General features: G+C 72.3%; 10 protein-coding genes and 1 pseudogene. 4 read left to right on the top strand and 7 right to left on the bottom strand.

The annotated features are described in order from the left end of the window. Positions 1–22: 22 nt before the first annotated feature. Together ACIQOE_RS02775 and ACIQOE_RS02770 are read right to left on the bottom strand one after the other, a co-directional pair. Positions 23–3,070, bottom strand: a complete 3,048-nt coding sequence (locus ACIQOE_RS02775; RefSeq protein ID WP_401409194.1) for an SNF2-related protein — start codon at positions 3,068–3,070, stop codon at positions 23–25. Between the two features lie 90 nt (positions 3,071–3,160). Then, complete coding sequence (locus ACIQOE_RS02770) at positions 3,161–4,570, bottom strand: serine/threonine-protein kinase (RefSeq protein WP_401409191.1); 1,410 nt, start codon at positions 4,568–4,570, stop codon at positions 3,161–3,163. A gap of 160 nt (positions 4,571–4,730) precedes the next feature. Between ACIQOE_RS02770 and ACIQOE_RS02765 the strand changes: the two are divergent. The 3 genes and pseudogenes from ACIQOE_RS02765 to ACIQOE_RS02755 form a co-directional block, all read left to right on the top strand. Then, positions 4,731–5,150 (top strand): annotated as a pseudogene (locus ACIQOE_RS02765) (SAM-dependent methyltransferase); the annotation flags it as partial. Between the two features lie 182 nt (positions 5,151–5,332). Further along, positions 5,333–5,842 carry a hypothetical protein gene (locus ACIQOE_RS02760; protein WP_401410082.1) on the top strand — a complete coding sequence of 170 codons (510 nt, stop codon included), beginning with the start codon at positions 5,333–5,335 and terminating at the stop codon, positions 5,840–5,842. A 171-nt stretch (positions 5,843–6,013) separates the two neighbouring features. Next, positions 6,014–6,889 (top strand): PIG-L family deacetylase, encoded by an 876-nt coding sequence (locus ACIQOE_RS02755; protein WP_401409188.1) that lies wholly within the window; start codon positions 6,014–6,016, stop codon positions 6,887–6,889. Positions 6,890–6,895: 6 nt separating this feature from the next. On the opposite strand, the gene ACIQOE_RS02750 is transcribed toward ACIQOE_RS02755, so the two are convergent. After that, the gene (locus ACIQOE_RS02750; protein ID WP_401410080.1) at positions 6,896–9,190 is read right to left on the bottom strand and encodes an FdhF/YdeP family oxidoreductase; all 2,295 of its coding nucleotides are present in this window, start codon (positions 9,188–9,190) and stop codon (positions 6,896–6,898) included. 397 nt (positions 9,191–9,587) lie between these two features. Beyond that, complete coding sequence (locus ACIQOE_RS02745; protein WP_365561757.1) at positions 9,588–10,139, bottom strand: HD domain-containing protein; 552 nt, start codon at positions 10,137–10,139, stop codon at positions 9,588–9,590. Between the two features lie 228 nt (positions 10,140–10,367). Between ACIQOE_RS02745 and ACIQOE_RS02740 the strand changes: the two genes are divergently transcribed. Continuing rightward, a complete protein-coding gene (locus ACIQOE_RS02740; protein ID WP_401409185.1) occupies positions 10,368–11,468 on the top strand; it encodes a polyprenyl synthetase family protein in 1,101 nt (366 codons plus the stop codon). Between the two features lie 41 nt (positions 11,469–11,509). On the opposite strand, the gene ACIQOE_RS02735 is transcribed toward ACIQOE_RS02740, so the two are convergent. From ACIQOE_RS02735 to ACIQOE_RS02725, 3 genes are all read right to left on the bottom strand, one after another. After that, positions 11,510–11,908, bottom strand: coding sequence for an NUDIX hydrolase (locus ACIQOE_RS02735; RefSeq protein ID WP_401409182.1), 399 nt, complete (start codon positions 11,906–11,908; stop codon positions 11,510–11,512). A gap of 79 nt (positions 11,909–11,987) precedes the next feature. Then, positions 11,988–12,623, bottom strand: a complete 636-nt coding sequence (locus tag ACIQOE_RS02730) for a DUF1345 domain-containing protein (protein ID WP_351325609.1) — start codon at positions 12,621–12,623, stop codon at positions 11,988–11,990. Between the two features lie 6 nt (positions 12,624–12,629). Then, the gene (locus tag ACIQOE_RS02725; protein WP_401409179.1) at positions 12,630–12,995 is read right to left on the bottom strand and encodes a MazG-like family protein; all 366 of its coding nucleotides are present in this window, start codon (positions 12,993–12,995) and stop codon (positions 12,630–12,632) included. Positions 12,996–13,047 lie beyond the last annotated feature (52 nt).

Below are 13,047 nucleotides of genomic sequence, written 5' to 3'. Positions count from 1 at the left end.
CTCAGGGGGTCACAGACCGGGGTCACAGGGCGGCGTTCGGGGGCGCGTAGCGGAAGGCGGCCGACGACGCCGCGAGGGAGACGGGCGGGGCCTCGCCGCCGTTCCCGCGGTCGCCGGCCGGTTCGGTGTCCGGTACCAGCACCGTGAGGACCCGCAGCAGGGGCCTGCCCGTCGTCAGCAGGGAGTCGGCGAGATCGGCGAGGCGTTCTCGGGTACGTTCCCCGTCCAGCGTGGGCTGGTCCCAGGCGCCGAGCCGCAGCTTGTACTCCTCGACGGGGCGGCGCAGCGGTTCGTCCCAGGCGTCGCGGTGGGCGTTGAGGAACGACTCGGCCGTCTCCAGCACCCGGGGGAGGGCGGCGCGCAGCGGCTCGGGATCGAGGTAGCCCCGCTTGTTCGCCATGGCCGGGCCGACACCGGCGCGCCGCAGCAGGGAGACCATGTCGTCGACGGCCAAGCCCTCCCAGACGTACTTCTTCCTCCCCTCCTCCGTCGAAACGGCGGTCTGCCGCCAGGTCACGCCCATCCACTTCACGACGGTCGGTCGACCCAGCTTGTTGGAGTACACGCCCTGGACCAGGTAGACCGGCTCCGCCACGTTGGAGGTGATCATCGGCGCCTCCTGGCGGCCGAGTCCGACGAGAACCTTGTCGGTGAGCCAGTCGACGACCGGGTGCAGGTCCGTGAGCAGGGAGATCTCCGGCCAGCTCGACGTGGACGACTGGCGGGCGCGTTGCAGGGAGTGTTCGGCGAGGCGGCGGTTGAAGGTCACCAGGAGCCGTTCCCGCAGGCGCTGCTCGCGCAGATAGTCCGAGGGGAGCGCTTTGAGGCGGTGGACGAGTTCCGCCGGCGGGCGGAAGGAGAGCAGCCCGGACTGCTGGTCGCGGTCCAGGTCCAGCCGGTCGCGGGCGTCCGGGTACACCTCGCGCAGCGCCTCGTCCACGAAGTGGGCGGTGGAATCGAAGAGCAGGGGGAGCACCGGGCTCGCCTCGTCGGCGCCCGCCGATGACAGCGCTCCGGTCGAAGTCGGCGCGGCGCCCTCACCGGTGCCCGGGTCGCCGGACGTCTCCGCGGTCGCGTCCACCGAGCCGAAGAAGTCCGCGAGGAAGTCCTCAAGACCGGCGTCCTGACCGTCGGCTGCGGAGCGGTGCGTGTCCAGGGACTCGTCGACGGTCCTGCCGCTCAGCAGATCCTGGATGAGGGACCGCTCCTCCGCCTCCGCACGGTACAGGCCGGTCACCGCCTCCGCCGTGCCCAGCGAGCGGTGCGCCTGGTCCTCGCGTTCCAGCAGCCGCTCGGCGACCACCGTGTCGTCCTTGGCGCCCGGCACCTCGCTGGTCAGGATCAACGCCCGGAACTCCGGCGGGTGAGCCTGCCCGTACCGGTCGATACGGCCGTTGCGCTGCTCGATCCGGATCAGCGACCACGGCACGTCGTAGTGCACCAGCTGGTGGCACTGCCGGTGCAGGTTGACGCCCTCGGAGGCCACGTCACCGGTGAGCAGGACCCGGACGGGCGTGTCGGCCAGGCCGAACTCCTCGACGCGGGCCATCTGCTGCTCGTCCGAGAGTCCGCCGTGCATGACGCGGACGCAGTCGAGGGCCGCGCGGCCCCGGAAGCCGAGGGCGGCGGGCAGCACCTCGGACAGCCACTCCAGGGTCTGGACCCGCTCGGAGAACACCACGACCCGCGCTTCGGAACCGGGTCCCACTCCGATCTCCTCGCGCAACTGCCTTACCAGGGCGGCGAACTTCGCGGAGTCCGTCTCACCGAGACCGGCGGCCAGCTCCGACAGCCGGTACAGGGCGGCGAGTTCGGCCTCGGTACCGCGCCGGTCCTCCTTCTTCTCCAGCGTTCTGATCCGCGCGGACACCGTGGCCCGCAGCGCGGCGTGGGAGGACAGGAACGACTTCAGCAGCGTGTAGGGGAAGAGGGGTACGGCGCTGACCGAGGCGTCGCCGTCACCGGGCAGCCAGACGGCGGCCAGCTCCTCGAAGATCTTCTCCTCGGCGGGGGTGGCCGGACAGTGCACCGAGCGGGAGGGACCCCGGTCCGCCCACTGGCCCTTCATCTGCTCGCGGACCTCGGGACTGATCTTCGTCCGCCGGATGAACAGGTGCTCGATATCGGCCGCGCGGTAGTTCTCCGGGTCGCGGATCGCCACCGGGTCCAGCAGCCGGATCAGCTCGGCGAAGGACTTCGCGTCGCCGTTGTGCGGGGTCGCGGAGGCGAGGATCAGGGCGTCCGTACGGGGGGCGAGCGTGCGCGCGAGCTGGTTGCGCAGAGAACCGCGGTTGATCAGGTTGTGCGACTCGTCGATGACGACCGCGTCCCAGCGGATCTGCTCCAGGTGGTGCTGGTACTGGTCGGTGTTCTTGAGTGTGTCGATGGAGACGATGACCCGCTTGAACGAGGTGAACGGGTTGCGGCCGGCCGGGATCTCCCGCTGGATGCGCTCGATGCCCACCGAGTCCAGCCGCACCAGCGGGATCGCGAACCGCGTCCACAGCTCGTGCTGGAACTGCTCCAGCACATGTTGCGGGGTGACCACCAGGATCCGCTCACCCCGGCCGCGGCGGATCAGCTCGGCCAGGGTCAGGCCGATCTCCAGGGTCTTGCCGAGGCCCACCACGTCCGCGATCAGCAGCCGCGGGCGCAGATTGGCACCGGACAGGGCCAGCTGGGCGGGGCGCCGCTGGTAGGGCAGCGGGTCCATCAGGAACGAGTCGGCGAGCGCCAGGCGTTGTTCCGACTGGGGCAGCGCGGTACGGCGCAGCACCGCCTCCAGGAACAGCCGGGAGCGACGGTAGTTCGGGGAGTCGTCCCTGACGAGCGTGGTCGCGCCCGGGTCGAGCAGTTCGATTCGGTCCAGGCCGGAGAAGAACACGGCCTCCTGGTCACGGACGAACTCCGACACCCCGACGACCTCGATGCGCGTACCGTCGTCCGTCGTCGGCATCGCGCTTTTTACCAGCCACTCCTCGTCCCGCACGACCACCAGGGCACCGGCCGGGTACTGATCCCGGCCTCTCGTGGTGCCGGTCTGGTCCGCGCTGGTCTGGACGGCGGTCACCCGTGGCCTCCTGAGGCGATTCGATCGTGCGTGTGTGGGCGGGCCCCCGCGAGGGCCCGCCCATTATCGCGGGTATGCGGGGCGTACGGGTCAGAAGGGTGTACTGGCCGCATACGCCTCGCGCAGCCGCCGAGCGGTGATCCGGGCCTGCGCCGAATTCCGCGGGGAAGGGCGGTCCGCGCCGCCGCGCCCGGACGCGCGGCGCGGCGACAGCGGAGCGGCGGATTCTGTGGCGGTCGCGTCCTGGCCCGGACCGGCGGCGGTGGCCCCGGACCGAGACGGTTCACGGGCGGCCGACGCGGAGGCGGCACGGGCTTCGGCGAACGGCTCCGGGGGCACGTCGACACGGCGGAAGAGAAGACGGGGATCGGCGGACGGCTCCGCCGGAATGGGCACCGGTGGTGCGGCGGGTGCGGCGGGGCCGGGGACCGGTGGCATCTCGGGGCCGGCCGGGACGTCGTCCCGCCCTCGTCGAGTCGACGGGGCGCCTGCCGCCTCCCGTTCCCACGCGTCGGGCTCGGCAGGCTCGGCCGTGGGGAGAACCCCGGCCGTCCCGGGCGCTGTGCGCACCCTTGGTCCGGACGCGCGGCCGACGGCGAGGAGGTCGTCCAACACGTGGGTCGGAGCGGCCGCGTACGTGGTGAGCCTGCGGCGTGCCTGGGCGACCTTCAGCCCCTGTGCCTCAATCAGCGCGCGGCAGCGTCGTACGACCTCGGCGAGATCAGGCCGGTCCTGCGGGCGGTGGGCCAGCATGGCGGTGAGCAGCGGCACGAGCTCGTCCGGGGCTCCGGACAGATCCGGTGCGAACGCGGGGTCGACGACGTGGTGGAACAGGAGGTGGATGTTGTCGGCCCGGTAGGGGGGATGGCCCGAGGCGGCGAAGAGCAGGACGGCGCCCAGCGCGTACACGTCGACCGCGGGCGTCAGGGGCTTCTCGCCGTTCGCCTGCTCGGGCGGCATGCAGGAGGGTGTGCCGACGACCGTGTGCGGCGCGGTCAGCGACACGCTGGACTCCGCGAACACCGCGAGCCCGAAGTCGATCACCTTCGGTCCGTTCGGCCCGAGGAGCACGTTGGCCGGCTTCAGATCACGGTGCAGCAGACCCTGCCGGTGCACTGTGGCCAGGGCCTCGGCCAGGGTTGCGCCCAGCGCCGCCGTCAGCAGCGCGGGCAGCGGGCCGTGGGCGGCCACGTGGCGGCTCAGGTCGAGACCCTCGACGTACTCGGTCGCCAGCCACGGCCGCTCCGCCTCCGGGTCGGCGTCCAGGAGGGCGGCGATCCGGGCACCCCAGATCGTCTTGAGGATCTCCACCTCTTGCGCGAACCTCGTCCGCGTCTCGGAGTCGACCACGGACGGCTTGATCACCTTCACGGCGGCAGGCTCTCCGCCGGGTGACTCGCCCAGGTACACCTGACCCATCCCGCCCTGTCCGATCCGGCCGAGCAGTTCGTATCCGCCCAGCTCGGCGGGGTCGTCGGGACCGAGGGGGGCGATGTGCACCTGAGGCCTCACTTTCTAGCACGGTCGAATCGGGGCAGGCAGCCCCTGCCAAGCTAGCCCACGCCCCGAGGGAAGGGCATGCCGCTCGGGTGACGCGGGCGAACCCCGATTCGGGCCGGGGGGAAGGTAACCGTTCCGCAGGGCGGACGCCTTGCGTCACGCCTACATCGACGCCGACGTGGCGGAGCCGGAGCGCATTCTCGAGGCCGCCGCGCGGACGCTGGACCTCGGGCGTCCCACCGCGCTGATCCTCAGCAACATCCTGGGGCACATCGCCGACCTCGATCGGGCGCGGTCCGTCGTCACGCGGCTGATGGCGGCGCTGCCCTCGGGCAGCTACCTCTCCGTCAACGACGGGTCCCGCGGCGTCGACCCGGTGTTCGAGCGGGCCCAGGACGCCTATAACGCCAGTGGGGCCGTTCCGTACAACCTGCGGTCCGTCGATGAGATCACCGCCTTCTTCGACGGGCTGGAACTCGTCGAGCCCGGAGCCGTCTCCGTGACCGAGTGGCGGCCCGAGCCGGGCTCGGGGATCCCGGTGGTCGTCGCCGAGCACGGTGGGCTCGCGCGCAAGCCGTAGGGGCGGGAGCGGTCCCGTGGGACGGGCGGGAGCGGGAGGGCTGCCGTGCCGCGATGGACCGGGGCCGGACGCACAACCTTCCGGTGGGCCGCAGGTCTGAGAAGACACATACCTGCGCGAGCTACCAGGGGGTAGTCATGCGACGGACAAGGCGACGGACGAGGAGCGCACTGGTCGCGGTGATGCTGGCGGGCGGTGGGCTGCTGGCCGGCACGGTTCCGGCGGCGGCCGCGCCGGCGGCGGCCGTGGACTGTGCCGTGACCTGGGGGAGTCTGGAGAAGAGCGGTGCCGCCGATGCCGGGCGGCGGCTGACCGGCGTGCGGGCCGGGCAGCACGAGTGCTTCGACCGGCTGGTCTTCGACGGCCTGGGGACGGGGGACGAGCCGATCGGGTACACGGTGCGGTACGTCGACGTGCTGCACCAGGACCCCAGCGACGTCGTGGTTCCCGTCAAGGGCGGGGCCGTCCTGGAGATCTCGCTGTTCGCGCCGCGCTACGACCCCGCCACCGGGCAGCCCTACCCCGCGCTACCGTCCGTCGACGTCACCGGATACCGGACCTTCCGTGAGTTCAAGGTCACCGGCGGCTCCGAGGGCTACACCCAGGCCGGGCTCGGGGTCCGCGCCCGGCTGCCCTTCCGGGTCTTCCGGACGGGCGCCCACCTCGTGGTGGACGTCGCACATACGTGGTGATCCGGCGCGCCGCGGGAACAGTCCGGCCGGGCGGCGCCGTTGCACCGTCGAGGAGACGGTGCCGCCCGTGCGGTGAGAATCGGTGTGCTCGGGAGTCTGCCCCCGCGGGCGCCCGACCGGGTGCCCGCCGTGGACTCGGACCGAGGATCTTTCCAGCAGGAGGACTGTTTCATGAACGACCGGCCCTTGACGCTCATGGCCGTGCACGCCCACCCCGACGACGAGGCCACGAGCACGGGCGGTGTGCTGGCGCGGTACGCGGCGGAAGGGATGCGCACGGTCCTGGTGACCTGTACCGACGGTGCCTGCGGTGACGGGCCGGGAGGTGTCAAGCCCGGGGAGCCCGGGCACGACCCGGCGGCCGTCGCCGCGATCCGGCGGCAGGAGCTGGAGGCCAGCTGCGAGATCCTGAAGATCAGTGACCTGGAGATGCTGGGGTACGGCGACTCCGGGATGATGGGCTGGGACTCGAACGACGCTCCGGGGTCGTTCTGGCGGACGCCGGTGGAGGAGGGCGCCGCCCGGCTCGCGGAACTCATCCGCCACTACCGGCCCGACGTCGTCGTCACCTACGACGAGAACGGCTTCTACGGGCACCCCGACCACATCCAGGCCAACCGCATCACGATGGCCGCCCTCGCGATGACCGAAGCCGACACCGATTCCGAGTCGGAGTCCGAGTCCGGCTCCGGGACGACGCCCAAGGTCTACTGGACGACGATGCCCCGCTCGGCGATGCAGCGCTTCGGCGAGGCCATGCGCGAGTTCGGCGAGGAGATGCCCGAGCCGGATCCCGCCGAGGCCGCCGCGCTCGCCGAGATCGGCCTGCCCGACGACGAGATCACCACCTGGGTGGACACCACCGGCTTCGGCGGCCAGAAGTTCGACTCGCTGGCCGCGCACGCCAGCCAGGGCGAGAACATCTTCTTCCTGCGCATGGGCAAGGAGAAGTTCACCGACCTGATGGGCGTCGAGACCTTCGTACGGGTCCGCGACACCACCGGCGCGGACCTTCCCGAGGACGACCTCTTCGCCGGGCTGCGCTGACCGCCCTCAGGAGCCGGCCGCGTCGGCCGACCGGCTGATCGTCGCCCTGATGTGCTTCATCAGCGGCTGGTCGCTCTGTTCGCTGTAGTCGCACAGGGCGATCAGCACGTTCATCTCCGGCATGTAGCCGGCCGCGCAGCCCCGGGGCAGGTCGTAGGGGATGGCCAGGTAGCCGTTCAGGGTGCGGGTGCTGCCGTCCTTGGCGGTGCTGGTGATGTCGACCGGGTCGAACTCCTCGATGCTGCGCTCCCGCATGTCGGAGGGGTTCATGAAGACCAGGGTGCGGAGGTTCTTGACCCCGCGGTAGCGGTCGTTGTCGGAGTAGATCGTGGTGTTCCACTGGTCGTGGGAGCGCATGGTGCCCAGGGCCAGGGTGCCCGGCGGCGGGACCACGTCCGGCAGCGGCGCCGAGGAGAACTCGGCGAGCCCGGACGGCGTACGGAAGACCAGTTCGCGGGCCGGCTGGCGGATGCGGAAACCGAGCGGGAGCCGGACCCGGCGGTTGAAGTCCTCGAAGCCGTCCAGGACCTGCGCCATCGTGTCGCGGATACGGTCGTAGTCCTCGACGTACCAGGCCCACGGGGTGGCGGAGTCGGGGAGCGCCGCCCGGGCGATCCCGGCGATGACGGCCGGTTCGGAGAGCAGGTGCGAGGACGCGGGCTTCTTCATGCCGACCGACAGGTGCACCATGCTCATCGAGTCCTCCACCGAGGTGGACTGGATGCCGCACCGCTGGTGGTCCTTCTCCGTGCGGCCGAGGCACGGCAGGATCAGCGCGTGCCGGCCGTGCACCAGGTGGCTGCGGTTCAGCTTGGTGCTCACCTGGACGGTGAGGTCGCAGGTGCGCAGCGCCTCGTACGTGGCGCGGGTGTCCGGCGCCGCCAGCGCGAAGTTGCCGCCCATGCCGACGAAGACCCTGACGTCACCGCGCTGCATCGCCGCGATGGTGCCGACGGTGTCCAGGCCGTGCGCGCGGGGCGGGGTGATGCCGCAGACCTCGCCCAGCCGGTCCAGGAACGCCGGTTCGGGCCGGTGGTCGATGCCGCAGGTGCGGTTGCCCTGGACGTTGCTGTGCCCGCGCACCGGCGAGGGACCGGCGCCCTCGCGCCCGAGGTTGCCGCGCAGCAGGAGCAGGTTGACGATCTCCCGTACGGTGTCCACGCCGTGCTCGTGCTGGCTCACGCCCAGGCACCAGCTGACGATGGAGCGGTCGGCCTCCCGGTAGATCCGCGCCGCGTGCAGGATGTCGGCCCGGCTGATCGCCGACTGGCGCTCGATCTCCTCCCACGGGGTGGCCTCGCAGACCTTGCGGTACTCCTCGAATCCGGTCGTGTACCGGTCGATGAACTCCTGGTCCAGCGCCTTGGGGTCGGACTCGGACTGGTCCAGGACCGCCTTGGCGATGCCCCGCAGCAGCGCCATGTCACCGCCGACCCGCACCTGGAGATTCAGGGTGCCCGTACGGGTCGCGTGGAATGCCGCCATGTCCACGAAGTCGTGCGGGATGATCGTGCGCCGCGACGCCGCCTCGATCAGCGGATTGACGTGCACGATCTGTGCGCCGCGCCGGTAGGCGTCGGCCAGCGCCGTCAGCATCCGGGGCGCGTTCGACGCCGCGTTCACCCCGATGACGAACAGCGCGTCCGTGGCGTCCCAGTCCTTGAGGTCGACGGTGCCCTTGCCGGTGCCGAGCGAGGCGGCGAGGGCGCGTCCGCTGGCCTCGTGGCACATGTTGGAGCAGTCGGGAAGGTTGTTGGTGCCCAGCTCGCGGGCGAGCAGCTGGTAGAGGAAGGTGGCCTCGTTGCCGAGCCGGCCGGAGGTGTAGAAGGACGCCTGGTTCGGGTCGTCCAGCTCCCGCAGCGACCGCCCGATCAGGGCGAACGCGTCACGCCAGCTGATCGGCACGTAGTGGTCGGACTCGGCGTCGTACACCATCGGCTCGGTCAGCCGGCCCTGGTCCTCCAGCGCGAAGTCGCTCCACTCGAACAGTTCGCCGACGGAGTGCGCGGCGAAGAACTCGCGCCCGACCCGCTTGTGGGTCATCTCCCAGGTGACGTGCTTGACCCCGTTCTCGCAGAGGTCGAGCCGCAGTCCCTTGGTGTCGTCGGGCCACGCGCATCCGGGGCAGTCGAAGCCGCCGTTCTCGTGGTTCATCTTCATGATCGCCCGGGGACCGTCGAGCGCCCGTTCGCGGACGAGGAACTTCGTGACGCTCTTGGCGGCGCCCCAGCCGGCGGCCGGGTGATGGTACGGGTGGAAGAACGGCTCCCCCTCCGGCCTCGGTCCCACCCGGGGCTCGATCTCCTCCCCCGTGCCCTGCCCCAGCCTCTTCTGCTCGTCGTGGGAGGTGCTCACGGCTCTCGCCCTTCGCCGTCGAGGGAGCACCGCCGGACCCGGCGGCCTCCTCTGCCATGCTAGGCACGCCGGTCAGGGCACGCGAGGGGAGCCGTTTCGCCCGTGCTTCCGGGCCTGCCGCCCACGCTGCTGGGCCTGCCGGCCGTGCATCCGGGGCGTCCGGCCGTGCTTCCGGGGCGTCCGGCCGTGGTTCCGGAACCTCCAACCGCGGCCCGGGTCGTCCGGTCGCGCTCACGGGCCCCCGGTCGTAGGTCCGGGGACTCCGGCCGCGCTTCCGAGCCCCCGGTCGTAGGGCCGGGCCGTCACGCCGTGGTCTGGGCCGTCACGCCGTGGTCCGGGCCGTCTACTCCGGCCTCCCCGCCGCCGCCACGCACCGCTCGTACGTCGCGACCAGCTCCGCCGTCTCCAGAACCGGCCCCTGCGGGTCCTTCGCCGCGTCGTCCCAGCGGCGCAGGGACACCGCGTCCTCGGCCAGCGGGTGGGCGGCGAAGGCGGCGGCCTCCGTCGCGTCCATCGGGCCGCCCTGGACCTTCAGCGACGCGATGGACGCCCGGCTGAGCAGCGCGTGGTACGCGGGATCCGTGGCGACCAGGTAGCGCTTGGCCGGGACGTGCTGGGCGATGATCCAGGCCGCGCGTTCGCCGAGGTGCCGGCGGGCCCACTCGGCGCCGGCCAGCTCGTGCGGCAGGCCCGGGTGCTCGGCCCGTACCTGCTTCGCCCTGCCGATGTCGTGCAGCGCGGCGGCGACCACCAGTTCGTCGTCGGCGCCCGCCGCGACCGCGAGGCGCGCGGTCTGCAGGGCGTGGGTGCGCTGGTCGACGGGTTCGCCGCCGTAGGGGAGGCCCGCGAGCCCGTCGATCAGTTCGGCCAGCCGGTCGCCCGTGAGCGTGTTCATGATTCCTCCGTGTCAGGGGTCGTTCCCACACCGGGAACGGTGTCCGTCCGACCCGTCCGGACACCTTGCCGCCGGCCAACGGTCCAGGCCCGGAAAGTGAACACTGCGCGGATGTGAACGCCCCGGACCGCCGCCCCGCCACGGGGCTCCCTTCGCCCTCGGCGGCCGCCCGTCACCGCGTGGCGCATGATGGGACGCCCTTTCCGCACGCCTCCTCAGGAGTCCGCCATGCCCGACCCCGCCGGTGTCCGTGACCGGTTGACGGCCCGCCTCGCCGACCGCAGCCGGGCCTTCGAGCAGCTCTTCACGGAGTACTTCGACTCCCTGGGCGACGCCCTCGACGCCCCCTCGGCCGGCAGGTTCACCCCGGAGTGCCTCCACCTGCTGAGGGAGCTGTCGCTGCGCGGCGGCAAGCGGATCCGCGTGATGATCCTCCACGAGGCGGCCCGCCTGGTGACGGACGGCCCGGTGCCGGGACTGGACCACGCGGCGCTCAGCCTCGAACTGCTGCACAGCCACGGCCTGATCCACGACGACCTCATCGACGACAGTCCCACCCGGCGGGGCGGCCCCTCCACCTACTACGCCTACCGGGAGCTGTTCCCCGACCGTCCCCGCACCGCCCTCGGCCTCACCGTGCTCGCCGGCGACCTGGCCCTGGCCCTGTCCCTGCGGGTCCTCCTCGACGCGGACACCGCCCCGCCGGTACGGCAGGCCATGATCGAGGCGCAGAGCAGGGCGGCGGCGGAGACGTTCCTCGGCCAGATCGCCGACCTGGAGCGCGATGTCACCGACGAACTGCCCGACACCGAGGTCATCGACGAGGTGGCGGACTTCAAGTCGGCCCGCTACTCGCTGCTCGCGCCGCTGCGGCTCGGACTCCTGGCCGCCGGTGACCGGCCGGAGCGCCACGACCGGGAACTGGGCCGCTACGCGCGCCTGGTGGGGATCTGCGCGCAGATGCGGGACGACTACCTGGACCTGTTCGGCGACGGCGAGGTGATGGGCAAGCCGACCGGGACCGACATCCGCGACGGCAAGCGCAGTTACACGGTGGCCGCGCTGCTGTCCCCGGCGGACGGCCTGACCGGTGCGGAGCGGTCCCTCCTGGAGACCGCGCTCGGCGACCCCGCGTGCGGCGCCGGGACGATCGCCGCGATCCGGGAGGCCGCCGAGGCGTGCGGAGCGGCCGGGCGGCTGCGCGCGCGGATGCGCGACCACGCCGAACAGGCCGCCGCGGTCGCCGGGGGCTGGCGGGCGCACTGGCGGAGCGAGGCGGTCACCTTCTTCGAACTGCTCCCGCACTGGAGCATCGAACGCACCCACTAGGGGCCGCCCCCCCGTCGCGACCCGGGCAGGTGCCGTACGGCCTATACGGGGGTGTGGCCCTCCAGGTAGACCCGTACGGGTCCGGGCACCCCGGCGTCGATGGCCTGCGCGAACGGGACCCAGCGGACCTGCTCCGGGCCGAACCGGGCCTCCGCGGACGGGCTCTCGGACAGCAGCTGGCACACCACGAAGGAGCGCGCGTCCGGCGCGGCCGTGTCCGGCCCGGCAGCGTCTGGCGCGGGCCGCAGCACCGACGACCCGTCGACGAGGTAACCGGTCAGCTCGTACACCAGGCGGGCCGCGGTGGCCGTCACCGACTCGGCCGGCTCCGGTGTGCCCGACGGCAGCCGCCAGTCGCCCGCCGCGTCCACCAGCAGTACCTGGCCGTCGTACACGACGACCGCGTCGACCACGCTTCCGGCGGCCTGCTCCGAGATCATGCCCACCCCTGTCCTCCCGGCGCGCCCCTCGGTGCGCCGCCTGCTTCCTACCCTGCGCGCACCGGCTCACGCCGGGCGGTCAGCCGCTGACCAGACCCACGACGAGATTGATGGCGGTGGCCAGGATGCCGGTGCCGAAGACGTACGACAGCAGCGTGTGCCGCAGCACGATCGCCCGGATCGCCGACGTCGACACATTGGTGTCGGACACCTGGTAGGTCATCCCGAGGTTGTAGCTGAAGTAGAAGAAGTCCCGGTACGACGGCGGGTCGTCGGAGTTGAAGTCGATCCCGCCCGCCGACTCGTAGTACACGTAGGCGTACCGGGCGGCGTACATCAGGTGCAGCGCCGCCCAGGCCGTGAAGACCCCGCACAGCGCGGTCGCCGCCGCGACGTGGCCGGGGTCGGCCCTGCTGCCGCGCAGGAGCAGCAGCACGATGGCGGCCAGCGCGCACAGGGCCACCGCGACCACCACGGGTTCCTCGGTGCCGGGGCGGAAGTCCTCGCGGCGCGCGTTGCGGTGGGTGGCCGCGGCGTCCATCGGCCACAGCACCGCCCAGCCCGTCACCACGAAGCACAGCTCCATCACGGCGATCGCGGCCAGCGCGCCGAGCGGTCCGTCGGTGGCCAGCGCCACGGCCACGCCGGCCACCGCGCCGACGGCCGCCGCGATGACGAGGCGGGGCACGGCGTCCAGAGGCAGCGAGGGTCTCATGCGTCCTCACGGTAGCGGCGGTGCCGCGGGCGGGCCCGGCGAGCGCGCCACCACCCCGGCCAGATGCCGTTCGAACACCTGTCGGGCGTCCGGTGTCAGCGTCCGCAGGGCGACCAGCGCCGTGATCACCACGTCGCACAGCTCGCCCCGCACGTCGTCCCAGGTGTGGGTGACGCCCTTGCGGGGGTTCTGGCCGGTCGCGCCGATCACCGCCTGGGCGACCTCGCCGACCTCCTCGGTCAGCTTCAGCATCCGCAGCACGAGGCCGGTGTCCCCGCCGTGCGCGCTGTGGTTCTCCAGCCAGGCCCAGAGCTCGTCGACGGCGGCCCACAGGTCGGCGGGCCGGGTCGGGTCAGATGGTCGGTCCGTCATGACGCCGTAGCCTGCCACGCCCCGCCCGGCGGTCCCGGGGGTTCACCCGCGC

The sequence above is a fragment of the Streptomyces sp. NPDC091282 genome, assembly GCF_044757385.1.
In the GTDB taxonomy this organism is placed as follows: Bacteria; Actinomycetota; Actinomycetes; order Streptomycetales; family Streptomycetaceae; genus Streptomyces; species Streptomyces gramineus.
This window is presented reverse-complemented; position numbering and strand designations above follow the sequence as displayed.

Excerpts from the sequence above, each read along its gene's own strand:
- ACIQOE_RS02760 (WP_401410082.1), top strand. The coding sequence starts at position 5,333 with ATGCTGGCGGGCGGTGGGCTGCTGGCCGGCACGGTTCCGGCGGCGGCC.
- ACIQOE_RS02755 (WP_401409188.1), top strand. The coding sequence starts at position 6,014 with ATGAACGACCGGCCCTTGACGCTCATGGCCGTGCACGCCCACCCCGAC.
- ACIQOE_RS02745 (WP_365561757.1), bottom strand. The coding sequence starts at position 10,139 with ATGAACACGCTCACGGGCGACCGGCTGGCCGAACTGATCGACGGGCTC.
- ACIQOE_RS02740 (WP_401409185.1), top strand. The coding sequence starts at position 10,368 with ATGCCCGACCCCGCCGGTGTCCGTGACCGGTTGACGGCCCGCCTCGCC.
- ACIQOE_RS02735 (WP_401409182.1), bottom strand. The coding sequence starts at position 11,908 with ATGATCTCGGAGCAGGCCGCCGGAAGCGTGGTCGACGCGGTCGTCGTG.
- ACIQOE_RS02730 (WP_351325609.1), bottom strand. The coding sequence starts at position 12,623 with ATGAGACCCTCGCTGCCTCTGGACGCCGTGCCCCGCCTCGTCATCGCG.
- ACIQOE_RS02725 (WP_401409179.1), bottom strand. The coding sequence starts at position 12,995 with ATGACGGACCGACCATCTGACCCGACCCGGCCCGCCGACCTGTGGGCC.